The sequence below is a fragment of the Acinetobacter sp. LoGeW2-3 genome (assembly GCF_002688565.1).
Classification (GTDB): Bacteria; Pseudomonadota; Gammaproteobacteria; order Pseudomonadales; family Moraxellaceae; genus Acinetobacter.
This window is the reverse complement of record NZ_CP024011.1, coordinates 769976-785288: the sequence shown is the minus strand read 5'-3', so window position 1 is coordinate 785288 and position 15313 is coordinate 769976. Positions and strand designations below refer to the sequence as shown.

At 45.7% G+C, this 15313-nt stretch carries 17 protein-coding genes; 10 read left to right on the top strand and 7 right to left on the bottom strand.

Annotated features, from left to right (window positions below):
• Positions 1-185 precede the first annotated feature (185 nt).
• Both lnt and BS636_RS03800 read right to left on the bottom strand, forming a co-directional pair.
• Positions 186-1748 carry an apolipoprotein N-acyltransferase gene (lnt, locus tag BS636_RS03805; RefSeq protein WP_099337584.1) on the bottom strand — a complete coding sequence of 521 codons (1563 nt, stop codon included), beginning with the start codon at positions 1746-1748 and terminating at the stop codon, positions 186-188.
• Positions 1745-2584: an HlyC/CorC family transporter gene (locus tag BS636_RS03800; protein ID WP_099337583.1), complete on the bottom strand. Its 840-nt coding sequence runs from the start codon at positions 2582-2584 to the stop codon at positions 1745-1747. The genes lnt and BS636_RS03800 overlap by 4 nt, the downstream gene beginning before the upstream one ends.
• Positions 2585-2784: 200 nt before the next feature.
• Here BS636_RS03800 and tusA point away from each other — a divergent pair, with 200 nt between their 5' ends.
• Positions 2785-3042: a sulfurtransferase TusA gene (tusA, locus tag BS636_RS03795; RefSeq protein WP_099337582.1), complete on the top strand. Its 258-nt coding sequence runs from the start codon at positions 2785-2787 to the stop codon at positions 3040-3042.
• A 121-nt stretch (positions 3043-3163) separates the two neighbouring features.
• On the opposite strand, the gene BS636_RS03790 is transcribed toward tusA, so the two are convergent.
• Entirely contained in the window at positions 3164-4876 is a 1713-nt protein-coding gene (locus BS636_RS03790) for an electron transfer flavoprotein-ubiquinone oxidoreductase (protein ID WP_099337581.1), read from the bottom strand.
• A 185-nt stretch (positions 4877-5061) separates the two neighbouring features.
• Between BS636_RS03790 and BS636_RS03785 the strand changes: the two genes are divergently transcribed.
• The 5 genes from BS636_RS03785 (at position 5062) to BS636_RS03765 (ending at position 9483) form a co-directional block, all read left to right on the top strand.
• Positions 5062-5673 (top strand): DUF1285 domain-containing protein, encoded by a 612-nt coding sequence (locus tag BS636_RS03785; protein ID WP_099337580.1) that lies wholly within the window; start codon positions 5062-5064, stop codon positions 5671-5673.
• Between the two features lie 48 nt (positions 5674-5721).
• Entirely contained in the window at positions 5722-6585 is an 864-nt protein-coding gene (gene murI / locus BS636_RS03780) for a glutamate racemase (protein WP_099337579.1), read from the top strand.
• A 128-nt stretch (positions 6586-6713) separates the two neighbouring features.
• Complete coding sequence (locus tag BS636_RS03775) at positions 6714-7742, top strand: DUF4062 domain-containing protein (protein ID WP_099337578.1); 1029 nt, start codon at positions 6714-6716, stop codon at positions 7740-7742.
• A 67-nt stretch (positions 7743-7809) separates the two neighbouring features.
• On the top strand, positions 7810-8817 hold the full coding sequence (gene hemH, locus BS636_RS03770) for a ferrochelatase (protein ID WP_099337577.1): 1008 nt from the start codon (positions 7810-7812) through the stop codon (positions 8815-8817).
• 21 nt (positions 8818-8838) lie between these two features.
• On the top strand, positions 8839-9483 hold the full coding sequence (locus BS636_RS03765) for an MBL fold metallo-hydrolase (RefSeq protein ID WP_099337576.1): 645 nt from the start codon (positions 8839-8841) through the stop codon (positions 9481-9483).
• Positions 9484-9565: 82 nt separating this feature from the next.
• Here BS636_RS03765 and BS636_RS03760 read toward each other — a convergent pair whose 3' ends face one another.
• Together BS636_RS03760 and BS636_RS03755 are read right to left on the bottom strand one after the other, a co-directional pair.
• Positions 9566-9745, bottom strand: coding sequence for a hypothetical protein (locus BS636_RS03760; RefSeq protein WP_099337575.1), 180 nt, complete (start codon positions 9743-9745; stop codon positions 9566-9568).
• 147 nt (positions 9746-9892) lie between these two features.
• A complete protein-coding gene (locus tag BS636_RS03755) occupies positions 9893-10078 on the bottom strand; it encodes a DNA gyrase inhibitor YacG (protein WP_099337574.1) in 186 nt (61 codons plus the stop codon).
• Positions 10079-10164: 86 nt separating this feature from the next.
• Here BS636_RS03755 and BS636_RS03750 point away from each other — a divergent pair, with 86 nt between their 5' ends.
• The 3 genes from BS636_RS03750 to BS636_RS03740 all read left to right on the top strand — a co-directional run bounded on the left by BS636_RS03750 (position 10165) and on the right by BS636_RS03740 (position 12507).
• Positions 10165-10809 carry an SAM-dependent methyltransferase gene (locus tag BS636_RS03750; RefSeq protein ID WP_171266055.1) on the top strand — a complete coding sequence of 215 codons (645 nt, stop codon included), beginning with the start codon at positions 10165-10167 and terminating at the stop codon, positions 10807-10809.
• 3 nt (positions 10810-10812) lie between these two features.
• Positions 10813-12021, top strand: coding sequence for a TIGR03862 family flavoprotein (locus BS636_RS03745; protein ID WP_099337572.1), 1209 nt, complete (start codon positions 10813-10815; stop codon positions 12019-12021).
• 75 nt (positions 12022-12096) lie between these two features.
• Complete coding sequence (locus BS636_RS03740; protein WP_099337571.1) at positions 12097-12507, top strand: GFA family protein; 411 nt, start codon at positions 12097-12099, stop codon at positions 12505-12507.
• 17 nt (positions 12508-12524) lie between these two features.
• Here the strand turns inward: BS636_RS03740 and BS636_RS03735 are convergent, their stop codons facing one another.
• Together BS636_RS03735 and BS636_RS03730 are read right to left on the bottom strand one after the other, a co-directional pair.
• Complete coding sequence (locus BS636_RS03735) at positions 12525-13088, bottom strand: hypothetical protein (RefSeq protein WP_099337570.1); 564 nt, start codon at positions 13086-13088, stop codon at positions 12525-12527.
• Positions 13089-13111: 23 nt separating this feature from the next.
• A complete protein-coding gene (locus BS636_RS03730; RefSeq protein ID WP_099337569.1) occupies positions 13112-13894 on the bottom strand; it encodes a class I SAM-dependent methyltransferase in 783 nt (260 codons plus the stop codon).
• A gap of 113 nt (positions 13895-14007) precedes the next feature.
• On the opposite strand from BS636_RS03730, the gene BS636_RS03725 reads away from it, so the two are divergent.
• Positions 14008-15279, top strand: coding sequence for a hypothetical protein (locus BS636_RS03725; protein ID WP_099337568.1), 1272 nt, complete (start codon positions 14008-14010; stop codon positions 15277-15279).
• Positions 15280-15313 lie beyond the last annotated feature (34 nt).

Below are 15313 nucleotides of genomic sequence, written 5' to 3'. Positions count from 1 at the left end.
TTTTATAAAGGGTGAGAAGCAATGCTTCGTAAAGGTGGAATTTAGAAAACTTCCTCTCCCTCTGGGAGATGAGAAGTATTTCTTCGTAAGAGGAGAGGGCAAAAATGTACCTCTCCCTAACCCTCACTTGCGCTAATTTAAAAAGCAATGCTTGTAAATTAGCTCAGGAGAGGGAACTTAGGAAGTTATCTTCTCGATTTAAAGCTCACATCCACTTTACGCGGACGGAAACGCCATCCAACTAACAGCAGCAGTGCTGAGAAGACCAGCACTGGCCAGTCGCTGAGTTTTATATACAGGGTTTCACCCTGCATGGCAGGTAACTCACCACGTAACACAGCTTCTTGATCCATCGGGGCACGTTTCACGATATGCCCGTTATGGTCGATAAAAGCAGTCACACCGGTATTGGTGGCACGGATAAACCAGCGGCCGTTTTCTTTGGCACGCATCTGTACCATTTGCAGATGTTGCTGTGGGCCGGCAGTGCCAGTAAACCAAGCATCATTAGATACCGTCACCAAGAAGTCGCTCTGACTGGCATTACGACGGGTTAGATTCGGATAAGCCACTTCATAGCAAATCGCAGAGCCGAGATGATGCTGTTTGACATTCAACGGGTTTTGATCATCTGCCCCACGAGAGAAACCGCTTACAGAGGGGTCATTTTGCAAAGCAGGGAGTACCCAGCTGAGCGCACCAGAAAGTGGAATGTATTCACCAAATGGCACCAAACGCTGTTTCTTGTATAGACCACTCGCTTCATCGCCGCTGGCCATGATGCTGTTGTAATACTTAGGCGTGCCTTCAGCTTTAGATTCTTTCAAATCCCAATAAGGAATACCTGTTACCCAAGAGCTTCCAGATTTTTCTGCCTGTGCTTTCATTGCATCCAGAAAATCAGGAATATCGGCTTGGAACATCGGAATCGAAGATTCCGGCCAGACGATCAGATCACGACCCCATTCAGTCTTGGTCAGATTGGCATAAATCAGCAGAGTCTTGACCTGATATTCAGTCAACCATTTCAGATCTTGCGGAATATTGCCCTGAATCAGGGAAACACTCAGTGGTTTGCTGCCTTCTTTCTGTTCTACAAAAGTCAGTTGCGAAGCACCCCAGGCACCTAGCAACAGTAGTACGGATGGCACAGCCCAGAATACACGACGATTCAGGATTTCGACCAAAGCACAGGCCAGTGTGATCACCACGAACGATACGCCAAACACGCCAAACAGCGGTGCATAGCCATCCAGGAAACGTTCAGTAAAGGCATATCCGGCAAATAGCCATGGAAAACCTGTGAAAACCCAGGTTTTTGCCCATTCAAATAGTACCCATAGCGGCGCAAAGGTCAGTGGCGTTTCCGGGAAAAAGCGACGGTAAATAAACGTCTGTACTGCAGTAAACAGCCCCATCACCATAGCCATAAACAGGATCATCAGTACACTAAGAAATGAACTGGTATCTCCATATTCATGGATTGAGGTATACAGCCAGAAAGCCCCGACAAACCATAGACCAATCCCGTAAGCCCAACCAATACCAAAGGCCTGTTTAGCACTACGTTTACGCAAACAAGCGTAAAGCAGAGCCGGAGACAGGATCGCCAACCACCAATAATGGTATGGCGCCAGTGCAAAGCTAAAAATGGCACCGGAAAATAAAGACAGAAGCAGCGGATAAATCAGCGGAAGTTGCTCGGAATCTTCAGACAGCTTCAACAACTTGTCGAAATGTGCCCTCATTGGCGCACAGCCCGAATCGAGTGAATAGAACGAGCATCAGCTTCCAGAATAGTAAAGATCCAGTTTTCCAGCTCAATTACTTGACCTTCTAAATCGCTCACTAAGCCAATTTCCTGTAATAACAAGCCGCCCATGGTTTCGACTTCATCATCAGAGAAGTTGGCATCGAGCATATTATTGAAATGCTCAATTGGAGTCAGCGCTTGTACGATCCAGGTATTGGCTGTGGTCGGATCATTGTCTGGAACAATATACAGTGCTTCTTCATCGGCAATATCATGTTCATCTTCAATTTCACCGACAATCTCTTCCAGAATATCTTCCAAGGTTACCAGACCGGAGGTCGAACCATATTCATCAATCACGACGGCAATATGGGTCTGGGTATTTTTCAGCATACGCAGAACCTGATCTGAACGGGCACTTTCAGGCACAAACAGCGGTTGACGCATTAAGGCACGGATATCGACCTTAGAGGTCGGTTCAGTCAGGAAAGGCAGCAAGTCTTTGGCCAACAGAATGCCAACGACATTATCAGGCTGATCGGATGAAAATACGGGAAAGCGTGAATGTGCTGATTCTACTAAAACATGCAGAATATCAAGAAGCTGGTCATCTTCCTGTAAGCTGATCATAGAAGTTCGTGGTGTCATCACTTCACGAATTTTGGTCGCTGGAAGGTCGAGTACGCCTTCAAGCATTGCTACAGTATCGGGTTCTAGAAATCGACGTGAATCTTGTACTAGTTTTAGCAGTTCGTCGCGAGTTTCGGGAGCAGTTCCCAGCCATTTGCGTAAGCCGCGCATACCCCACGACGGGCCTGATTCCTCGTGCATGCTCTTTCCTAAAGACTCTTAATATTTAAAAAATGTGATTTTATCATACCGTAGAAAATACAGTTGTCTATTGCAATTATTTAGGACGACTGTGACCGTCGCAGTCAGCCGGCTAACAGGAAAATGACAGTGCAGCGAGACATGGGTACAAACACATGTTTATGTTAAAATACTAAGGTCTTTCCATCCTGAGCATGTCGATGTCTGAAGCTGAAATTACTCCTAGCCTGCAATTAAATACTCGTGGTTTACGCTGTCCGGAACCTGTGATGATGTTGCATCAGGCGATCCGTAAGTCCAAGTCAGGTGATGTGGTTGAAGTGTTTGCAACAGATAATTCAACCTCATGGGATATTCCAAAATTTTGTATGCATCTGGGACATGAACTGCTGCTGCAGGAAGAGAGTTTGGATGAAAATGGCAATAAAGAATTCCATTATTTGGTCAAGAAAGGCTAAGTCCTTTTAATTCAGATATAAAAAATCCCTGCACTTGGCAGGGATTTTTTATGGCTTAAGAAAAATCACAGATTTTTCTCTTGCGCGATGGACGAGCAATGCTCGACTTGATCATCGCTCATTACATATTAGGGTAGTTTGGACCACCCGCACCCTCAGGAACAACCCAAGTGATGTTTTGAGATGGGTCTTTGATGTCACAAGTCTTACAGTGCACACAGTTTGCTGCATTGATCTGGAAGCGCTTGCTGCCATCATCATTTTCCATGATTTCGTAAACACCTGCCGGGCAGTAGCGCTGAGCTGGCTCATCCCATTTTGGCAAGTTTACGTTCACTGGAATTGAAGCATCGGTCAGTTTCAAGTGCGCAGGCTGGTTTTCTTCATGCACGGTGTTCGATACAAAGACTGAAGACAGGCGGTCAAAAGTCAGCTTGCCATCCGGTTTTGGATAATTCGGCTTGAAGTTTACCGCATCAACAGTTTTCAATGTCTTAAAGTCTGGCACCAGGTCATGCAGGGTGAATGGCACTTTAAACACGTTCTGGTCGATAAAGTTGAATGCACCACCCATCCATTGCCCAAATTTATGCATTGCAGGGCCAAAGTTACGCGCGCTATACAGTTCTTCTTTCAACCAGCTGTTGTTGAACTTTTCTGTATAAGTAGTCAACTCTTTCACGAAGAAGTCTTCGCCTTCAGTTACACGTGCAACTGCCAGGTCACCGCCTTTCTCTACACCGGCCTTGATTGCTTCAAATACCGCTTCACCGCAGAGCATGCCTGACTTCATCGCAGTATGTGAGCCTTTGATCTTGGCAAAGTTCAGGAAGCCGGCATCATCACCGATTAAAGAACCACCTGGGAAAGTGAATTTTGGTAGTGAGTTAAAGCCACCTTTGGTCACAGCACGTGCACCATAAGAAATACGTTTACCGCCTTCCAGATACTGTTTGATCAGAGGATGGGTTTTCCAGCGCTGCATTTCCATAAATGGATACATATGTGGGTTTTCATAAGAAAGATCCACGATCATGCCCAGAGTCACCTGGTTATTTTCCGCATGGTATAACCACCAGCCACCTGAAGAACCGGTTTCATTGAGTGGCCAGCCTGCACCATGCATAACCAGACCTGGCTTGTGCTTGGCAGGATCGATTTCCCACAGTTCTTTAATGCCGATACCGTAATGCTGTGGATCTGCATCTTTATCCAGGTTGAATTTCTGGATCAGGCGTTTACCTAAGTGGCCACGGCAGCCTTCAGCAAAAATCGTGTATTTCGCGTGCAGCTCGTAACCTGGAGTGAAGTTATGCGTTGGTTCGCCATCTTTACCAATGCCCATGTCACCCGTCTGGATACCTTTGACTGAACCATCTTCATGGTAAAGGATTTCAGAGGCAGCAAAGCCTGGGAAGATCGAGACTTCCAGTTCTTCTGCTTTCTGGCCTAACCAGCGCACCACGTTGCCCAGTGAGATGACATAGTTGCCATCGTTATGCATGGTTTTAGGCACCATCCAGTGCGGAGCTTCTTGTGATTTTTCATCAGAGAGCAGGAAGAAGGTTTTGTCTTCAGTCACTGGTACATTTAAAGGCGCGCCTTCTTCTTTCCAGTTCGGGAACAGCTCGTTCATGGCACGCGGTTCAAGTACAGCACCAGAAAGAATATGAGCACCGACTTCGGAGCCTTTTTCCACGACACAAACGGACAGATCATTCAGGTTGTTTTCAATTGCAAGCTGACGGATTTTGATCGCAGCAGAAAGACCCGCAGGGCCTGCGCCTACGATGACTACGTCAAACTCCATCGATTCACGTTCGATGTGCTCCATGTGGGACTCCTCATATTACATTCGGTGGCAACCATAATCGGATGATCGGGTGCTGCCATGAGTATTTATAATTCCTGGACACAAAAAGATTAGTGTCTTTCATCTTGTGGGCTAGTATAGTTTTAAACCCAGTTTAAGCCAATTGGCTGAAACATATTATTTTTCCGTCATTAAGGTCTTCTACTATGGATAAGTCAGCAAAAACGAATCATCCGACGAAAAAAACAGCCATGAGTGATGATAAAAATTTAACAAATATTGCACAATACATAAAAGATGCACAGGGCAGTCACAAAAGGTCAATACCCCCTTTAGATCAGTGGCAGCCAAAGCATTGTGGCACAATGGATTTGAAGATTTTAGCCAATGGAGAATGGTGGCACGAAGGTCAATTGATTAAACGCCAAGCCATGATTGACCTGTTCTCAACAGTGCTATGGAAAGAAGATGGCAAATTCTATCTCAAAACCCCGGTTGAGCAGATCGAAATAGAAGTCGAAGATGAGCCCTTATTTGTAGGGCAGGCTGATCAGGTAGAAATTGATGGAAAAAGCTATATTCAGCTGACGACAACGACGCAGGATGTAATCATCGTAGATAAAGAACATCCAATTTTCATGCGTACTTTTGATAATGAACAGCGCCCTTATGTGCATGTGCGTTTCGGCATTAATGCATTGATCCAGCGAGCTGCCTTTTTACATCTGGTAGAAATGGGTGAGCTCGTCGAAAATTCTGAAGGCGACACGGTATTAAACTTGAAAAGTGGTGATTTAGACTTGCATTTAGGCACCTGAGGTTTAAGCTTTGTGCCATGTCTGTCCATTTGAGCAAACAGCCCCTGTATGAGCGCCATTTATCCGATTCCGTCCACACTCGATCCCATTATTGATGTTACTGCAGATGCACCCATTGGGATTTTTGATTCAGGAATCGGAGGCCTCTCTGTTGCACTGGAAATCGCGCGCCATTTACCGAATGAACGTTTCGTCTATTATGCCGATACTGCCAATGTGCCTTATGGTCCGCGTGAGGATCAGGACATTCGTGAGCTCACCGCGCAGGCAATTGAATGGTTATATCGCAAGGGCTGTAAGGCTGCTGTTGTGGCATGTAATACCGCTTCAGCTTTTAGTCTGGATTATTTGCGTACGCATTATGGCGAGCGTTTTCCAATTATCGGTCTGGTACCGGCTTTAAAGCCGGCAGTTTTGGCGACCCATTCCAAAACTGTGGCCGTGCTTGCCACACCAGCAACCTTTCGCGGTCAGCTGATCAAAGAAGTCATGACCCGTTTTGCCGAGCCCGCAGGGGTAAATGTGATCCCAGTCACCTGTCTGGATCTGGTGCCTTTTGTCGAGGCTGGCGAGCAGATGAGTCCCGCGTGTCTAGCGACATTAACCAACATTTTACAACCAGTTGTAGATCAGGGTGCAGACTATTTAGTACTTGGATGTACACATTACCCCTTCCTAAAATCGTCAATTCAGTATATTTTTGGTCATAAAATGACATTGATTGACTCTGGATTGGCAGTTGCAAGACAAACCGCCCGTATTTTGATCAAAAATGAGTTATTATTTGAAGGCGAGCGTAAAGAAAGTGTAAGAATCGAAATTTTTGTCAGTGGTCAAAATGCTGAGCAAGTTCAACCGATTATACAGCACCTGATTCCGGACGATATTCAATGGTCTGTAAGTAATATATAAGCTGAGTTTTAAGTCAGTGAATTACATTATTTTAAAATTTGATATTTTTAAGTGGGGCACGCATATTCAACAGCTCATGGAAATCGAGGTGAACTGTGCATATTCGCGGTAGTTGGAGAGGGTTTGGAATGCTGGATAAACGTTATCAGGTCTTTATATCCACATCTGGTTCGGAAATGCAGCCAGAGCGTATCATCTTGTCGCAAACGCTGGTGGGTATGGGCTTCTTCTCCTGGGGGCTGGAACAGCGTAATCCACTCAGTACTGCCTTTGCTCGCCGTCAAATTGATGACTGTGACTATGTGGTAATCCTGCTGGGAAGCCAGTATGGTGAACAGTCCGTTTCTGGCGTTGGCTATATGCACCTTGAATATATCTATGCAGTAACCAAGCAGAAACCGATTATTGTATTTATGCATGATGACCCTGCCTCTCGTGAGCCGTCCCTGCATGATGCCAAAGCGGAATTGCGTGAAAAATTCAATGAATTCCGAAAACTGCTACAAAATGAAGTCGATCAGGTCTTTACCTATCGTAGCCTGCGTGATCTGGAAATGGCGGTTCGCCTGAACATGCCCCAGATGCTAGAACGCTATCCGGTGACTGGCTGGGTGCGTCCTCAAAATGCCCAAGCCCTGCATGATGAAATTGATCAGCTCAAGGCGCGTATTGCCCAAATGGAAGCAGAAGCAGGCAAGCGTGAGCCTGATCCATTCTTGAGCTTGCCTAAAGTGTCCATGCATGAAATTTTTTCTTTTGAATACCGCATGCATGCCTATCAGGATGGTAACTTTAAAGAGCTCAAAATTCAGAAAAAACTGACTTGGGCTGAGCTTCTGGCAATTCTTGGATCTACTTTTGTCAATCCAACGCCAGAAGAATTCTTCTCTAAGCGCCTGAATGAATATTTAAATGAAACCGGTCTGGAAGATGCACGTATAGAAATGCCACGTGCTCATGCCGTGGCACGTGCACAGATGAACATTCGTGCCTTGCATAGCCTGAAAATGCAGATGCGACAAAATGACTGGATTGTACCGACTGGCCGTGATGACCGTCAGCGTTTACTATGGCAGATCACGGCTAAAGCCCAGAAATTGATAGAAAGTAATTTACTGGATAAAGATCGGGTTTTTCAATATAAGTCAGTATATTAATCCATATTATAAATTTATTGAAAACTGTTAAAGTACAGGGGTTGACCCCTCAAGACGGATGATCTGAATGTTTGCTAAACCGAAAGTCACCATTATCCTGGCAAATCTCGGTACCCCTGATGCTCCTACCGTTCCCGCAGTACGAACTTTTCTGCAGCAGTTCCTGTCCGATCAGCGTGTCATTGAAATCCCCAAACTGCTCTGGCAGATCATTTTGCGCCTGTTTATTTTACCTTTCCGTCCTAAACGGGTTGCGCAGGCTTATGCACAAGTATGGGCTAAAGATTCACCCATGCGTGAAATCCTGCTGCAACAGGTTGAAGCAGTCAGAGCAGAATTGACTCAGCGTTATTCGCAATTCGAGCTGAATGTGGTGCCCGCCATGACCTATGGCAATCCGAACATTCAGACTGTTCTTAGCCAGATCAGCGCACAACCTCAGGATCACGTGATCCTGTTGCCCTTGTTCCCGCAGTATTCAGCCACTTCCACTGCGCCGCTGTACGATGCAGTCGCGAGATGGGTACTGACTCAGCGTAATCTTCCGGGTTTATCACTGATTCGTGATTATTATCAGCATCCGCTGTTTATTCAGGCATTGGCACAGAGTGTGCGTGACTATCAGGCGATTCATGGCAAGCCAGAAAAGCTGTTGATGTCGTTTCATGGCATTCCACAGCCTTATGCCGATAAAGGCGATCCCTATGCTGACCGTTGCCGTATCACCGGGAAACTGGTAGCTAAAGCTTTAGGGTTATCTGAAGATCAGTATGCGATTAGCTTCCAGTCACGTTTTGGCAAGCAGGAATGGGTTAAGCCTTATACCGATGCCTTGATTGAAGAGTGGGGCAAGCAGGGTGTGAAATCGATTCAGGTCATGAGTCCGGCTTTCTCGGCGGATTGCCTGGAAACCTTAGAAGAACTGGCAATCGAAAATGCGGATACCTTCAAGGCTAATGGTGGTGAACGCTATAGCTATATTCCGGCATTGAATAGCCGCGAAGATCATTTGCAATTGCTCAATTCATTGCTACAGGCTAATCTTGATGCATTGACTCATACTCTTGCTCACTAATTTTTTGAGGTTTTAAAGCCTATGCTCCAAGTCAAAATTGTTCCAGTGACTGCCTTTCAGCAAAACTGTTCCATTTTATGGGATACAGACAGCAAAGAAGCAGTTTTGATTGATGCTGGCGGTGAGCCTGAAAAACTGAAAGCTGAAGTCGAAGCGCTCGGTCTGAAAGTTAAAGCATTATGGTTGACCCATGGTCATTTAGATCATGCGGGTGCGGTCGGTGCTTTAAAGAAGGCTTGGGATGTGCCCGTGATTGGTCCGCATAAAGATGATGCGTTCTGGCTGGATATGATTCAGGAAGTCTCTGCCCGTTATGGTTTCCCGATTCCAGAAAAAGTAGAAGTCACGGAATGGCTCGAAGGCGGTGAAGTGCTAAAACTCGGTGATGCAGAGTTTGAAGTCCGCTTTGCGCCTGGCCATACTCCAGGCCATGTGATGTTCTATAATCGCAATCATGGTTTGCTTTGGACGGGCGATGTACTGTTTAAAGGTTCGATTGGCCGTACTGACTTCCCGCGTGGCAATCATCAGCAATTACTAGATTCAATCCAGCGTGAATGCTTTAGCCTGCCAGAAGAAACCCAGTTTATCTCTGGACATGGTCCAATGAGTACGATTGGTTTTGAAAAGCAGCATAATCCATTTGTGGCAGGTACAGCAGGTTAATAATTTATTAGCCTCTAAAATGCAAAAGGAATCTATTGAGGTTCCTTTTTTTGTTTGGGGGAGCAGTGATTTGAATATTGTTTTAGGCAAAAGGATTATGTTGTAACTGACGGATCTGAAGTCTTAATACCCAAATCGCCAAGGCCAAAAGAATACCAATGGCAATAAAGATATAGTCTTCTTTCCAGATTCCCAGACCAAAACTGGTGCAACACATCAGAAATAGTAGCAACATGAATACTCTGAGCATGAGGATGAACATACACAAGTCCTCTTTTATTTTTGTTATTTCATTGGAATAGTTATTTTAATTTTATTTTAAAAATCAATTGTATATATTGTTTATTAGAGTTTAACACTAAATAAAAAAGGAATTCAATCTGAATTCCTTTGCTTTGCTCAGTATATCTTAATACTGATCTTCTTCACGGCCGCCATCGGCTTGAGGAGCATCTTGAGTTGGCAGCTTGTAGTCTTCATTGGCCCAGGCACCCAAATCAATCATTTTGCAGCGTTCAGAGCAGAAGGGGCGAAACGCATTGTCTTCCCAAGTAGTCAGTGCGCCACAGCGTGGGCATTTCAGGGTCGTTGGCATGAGACAACACTCCACAAAAAAAACAGGATTCAATTAGGCAAATATAGCCGCACTTGTTAGACTTATGCGGTTTTCATTAGTTTGATCTGATTATGCCGATTCGTCAATTTCAAGCGCAGCGTATGCATGCCCCTCGTGATTTTCAAAGCATTAGCCCTGAACCGATTTGTGTAGAAATTGGTGCAGGTAAGGGCAAGCATGCTTTGTTATTCACCCGGACACATCCAGAGCACAAACTGATTGCGATTGAACGGACCCAGGAAAAATTCCTGGCGATGCAAAAGCAGCATGAATTGGAAGGTCAGCCAAACTTGCAGACCGTGCATGCTGATGCCCTGCCATGGATAGTACATGCGCTTTATCCTGCACAGGTCGAGCAGCTCTTTATCCTGTATCCAAATCCGGAACCGCATAACCCGGCACAGCGCTGGGCAAATATGCCATTCTTTGAATTTCTACTGTCACGTCTAAAAACAGGCGGCTCGATTACTTTGGCGAGTAATATTCCAGAATATATTGATGAAGCTGAACAGCAGATGAAAGAACTATGGAACCTGCCTTATGAGAAACAGGTGATTGCCTCTGATTCAGCACGTACCCATTTTGAGATCAAGTATCTGGAACGTGGGGAATTGTGTCAGCAGCTGATTATTACTAAACCTGAGGGTTATGCCACCCGCTTTGATGATTTCCAGCCTCTACAGGGGCAAAATGCTGCGGCTGCGGAATAAGCCATGAGCAAACGCATTGCGATTGTGGGTGCTGGCCCGGCAGGCTTGATGGCAGCAGAAGTACTCAGCCAGCAGGATTATGACGTGCATGTCTATGAGCAGAAGCCTTCGGCAGCACGTAAATTCCTGATGGCAGGTAAGACCGGGTTGAATATCTCGCATGCCGAACCAGTAGAACAGTTTATCCAGCGTTATGATCAGGCGGAATGGCTAGCGCCATGGGTAAAACGTTGGGACGCAGTCTGGATTCAAGAGTGGATGCAAGATCTGGGGATTGAGCCCTATATCGGTTCATCGGGTCGGGTGTTTCCTACTGAAATGAAAGCGGCTCCGCTGTTACGTGCCTGGTTAAAACGCCTAGCCGAGCAGGGGGTACAGTTTCATTATCGCCATCAGGTGACGCAACTCATCCAGAACCAGCTGCAATTGTTAGACCTGAAAACTGATGAGTCGCGAACAGAATCTTTTGATGCCATTATCCTCGCTTGTGGCGCAGTGTCGTGGTCGAAACTCGGTAGCGATGGTGCATGGCAGGCATGGCTACAGACCGAAGAAATTGAACCTTTCCAAGCCAGCAATGCCGGTGTGGAATATCCATGGTCCAAGTTTATGCAACCAGTCTTTGGTCAACCACTGAAACGGGTTGAAGCCTGGGTTGAGGGCGGTGACAAGACCATGGGTGATATTGTCATCAGTCATTATGGTCTCGAAAGTGGCTTGATCTATAAACAGGGACGCGGCTTGCGTGAGCAGGTCAAGCGTGGCCAGCCCATGCAACTGTATCTGGACTTATTCCCGGATCAAAGCACAGCACAGCTGGCGAAAAAACTACAGCCGAGCAAAAAGCAGTCTTTAAGCAATATCTGGCGTAAAGCGGGGCTAGAAGGCGCTAAAGCGGCACTGGTACGTGAACTGGTGGCAAAAGAAATCTGGCAGGATGCTGAACAACTGGCGCAACAGATCAAACAATTGATGATTCCTCTCACTGGTTTCCGTCCGATTGAAGAAGCGATTAGCTGTGCGGGCGGTGTGAAACGTGATGTGCTGACCGAACACTTGCAACTCAAATCCAATCCTCATGTATTCCTGTGTGGAGAAATGCTGGATTGGGATGCACCCACCGGTGGTTATCTGTTGACAGCCTGTATGGCAACCGGTCGTGCTGCGGGTGAAGGTGTCGTAGCTTATTTATCTGGTTCTGCTGAAAGCTAAGATATTTCAGACATTCACAGTAAGTAATTTTTTAGACTATATTGAGCGAAAATCATTCACAAGGTGTTTGCTGATATGTCGACTCAACATCATTATGGCGGTAGTTGTCTATGCGGTGGAATCCAGTATGAAGTTCGTGGACCGCTGGGTGATATTATTCAATGTCACTGCCGTCGTTGCCGCAAAGCTACCGGTACTGCCTTTGCCACCAATAGTCCGATTGCCAAAGCAGATTTTTATCTGCTGCAAGGACAGCAATTGCTAAAGTCATTTAATACTACGACTGGCGTGAGCCGCAATTTCTGTAGCGAATGCGGTTCTCCGATTTATAGCGTAAAAGCAGATCTGCCGGATGTTTATCGCCTGCGTATTGGTAGTTTGGATACCCCGATTGAGCAGCAACTGACTTGCCATTTCTATGTCGGTTTTAAAGCTGAGTGGGATGACATTCATGACACACTGCCGCAATATCATGAACGTCCCTAATAAAAAACAGATCAGTCTTACTGAGCTTTGGCCTGAGTTTTTGAATACTGATTACGCCAGTGTTCTAGTTGTTCCTGAGCATGCAGATACTGTCCTAAACCCTTCACATTTTCCTTGGCATCATGCTGAATAGCTTTGTCTGAAGAAGCTGTGCCCAGCAGTTTTTGCTGCTGTTCCCAGTATTGATAGATCAGCCCCTGAATATAACGTCCCTGTTCAGTTTTCAGTTCCAGACTTTTTAATAAAGCCAGTGCCGATTGGATATGGTCACGCTGACGTTCCAGCATAAATTCTTCAGTCAGATTACCTTCCTTACGCATACGCTCAGTTTCGGCTTCGATATCATTATTTAAGGATTGCAGGCGCTGTTCAAAATCATCCAGTACGGCAATGTCATGTTGATCATCCGCAGTCTGTGGAAAATTCTTCACCGGCTGTGTTTTTAGTTCCTTCATCATTTCTTCAGCTGCTTCATTTTGTTGAGTCGCTTCCTGCTTCGGTGCATCTTTCTGATTACACGCCACCAGCAACAGGGTGGACGCAAGTAAAGTGATTCGGCTGAGGTTCTGGATATTTGGCATTGTTCTGTCCTGTTAAAGTTTTATCAAAGCGTTGGAATTTTTTGAAAGATATAGACATGGGTGACATAGGGAAAGTCAATCTGTTCATCAGGCTGCTTGCCTGTATAGTCTTGCACGATTTGTTCAAACTGAGATTTCAGTTGCTGCTGTACATCTTCAGGCTGGGCAGCAATAAAGCTGGTTGAGAGTAGGCGTTTGGACACGACCTGTTCCACCGTTCCTGAATGAATCTGCTGTAAAGTTGTTTCTGCTACGGGTTTAAACAACTGCTGATGCTGAAATACTTCACGCCATTGACCACTATGATAACGCGGGGTATCGCCTTCCATAGGTAGAATAAAATCTGCCAGCGCTTTAACCCAGTCGACATTAACATCACGCTGGTTCCAGATTAATACTAGATAGCCTTGATCTTTCAGTATCCGATGGATTTCCTTCAGACTGTTCAGATTGGCAAACCAGTGAAAAGATTGCGCGCAGAACACCGCATCCATCGAAGCATTGTCCAGCGGCAGGGCGTCACTCATCGCCTGCAGGGTTGGAATGTCTGGATGAACCTGCTTGAGTTGCGTTAACATCTCCGCGACAGGATCAACCGCCAGAATATGCGAACTGAGTAATTTCAGCTGGGGCAGGAATTTACCGGTACCGCTACCCACATCCAGCAACTGGGCATCCGTAGATAAAGCAAGCTGCTGTTGCAACCAGGGCACTAATGCTTCAGGATAACTCGGGCGCACCTGCTGATAGCGCTCAGCAGCGCTGCTAAAACCTTGTTTTGCAGCAGGATGCAATGATTGTGTCATATTTTGCGCTTTTTAATCTTGGTCTTCGCTATAAAATAGCATATTCATTTTTGCATCGTTTTGCGCCATTGAATTTGTAATGGAAGCGTTCGTTTTACAGGCATGGGAAAGTTATGGAAAAACAAATCGTCTTTGAAGATGAGCACATTCGCGCGATCTTTATGCCGGGTTCATCTTCAGAACTGATCTTCTCCTTCGGGGATCTGATTACCCGTGCCAAGGGAACCACCATCAATGCAGAGAAATCGCTGCAAAAGTTTGAATTCAATGTGCTCGGGATTATGCCGAAGGACAAATCCTGGTTTCCGCAAGCTTCTATGCAAGCCATGCTGGAAGCGATTGCTGAGCTGATTACACCATTTGAGCAGCGTATTGCCTATGGCGGTTCAATGGGCGGTTATGCGGCAATTAAGTATTCCAATGCTTTGGATGTGCAGCGCGCCGTGGCCATGGTGCCGCAATATTCGATTGATCCGGAAGATGTGAAAGACGCGCGCTATAACATGTTCTATCAGCCCGATCTGAATGGCGAGATGCGCATTACTACGGCAGATGTCAGTGAAGATCGTGAATACATCATTATTTATGATCCGCACTATCCTCAAGATCGTGCACATTACCATAAGCTCCGCGAAGTACTACCGCCACATTATGTATTGCATCTGGCCTTTACCAATCATGATGCCATTGCTGTATTGGCAAGCTCGGAACTGGTGAATGACTTCCTGTTGCATGAATTTGATGCCAGCTATTTTTATCAGAAAATGCGCCGGGTCAAAAAGAACAGCAAATTCTATTACCGTAAGGTGATTGAGAACCTGTTGCCACGCCATCGTATGGCTTTGGGGCGTATCCTGAAAAATAATGATCTGCAACTGGATTCACAGTTCTTTGATGCCAACCAGAAACAGACCATTCTGCGTGAGTTACTCAGCAATAAACAGGTTGATCAGCATGACCTGATGAAACTGGGTATTCAGGTCAATCTGCCGCAAGAAAACCGTCAGATCCTGCTGGATATCTATGGGCATGGTCTGGTGTTTAATGTCATCAGCAACAAGATTGAAAGCTATGCTGATCAGGCGATTGCACTAAACCATAAATTCCTGATTCCGATCTATGCACGTGGCAATGGTTTGCTGACCATCAGCCTGAATGACGAACGTTATCTGGTGGTGATGAATGACCGTCATATGATGAAACTGGTGAAAGAGCAGGAGCCACTTTCAGTCGGCATGCATCCAATTCTGATGAAACGTTATCCAGATTTCTATATGTTCAGTTATAAGGAACTGAGTCTCAAAACTGATGAATACGGTGCAGCAGCTTTTGTTGACGACAGTGACAAAAATACGCACTTTGTGACACGTAGTGAAGCAAATTAACTTGAAATAACACTAAAAAACAATGACTTGACTT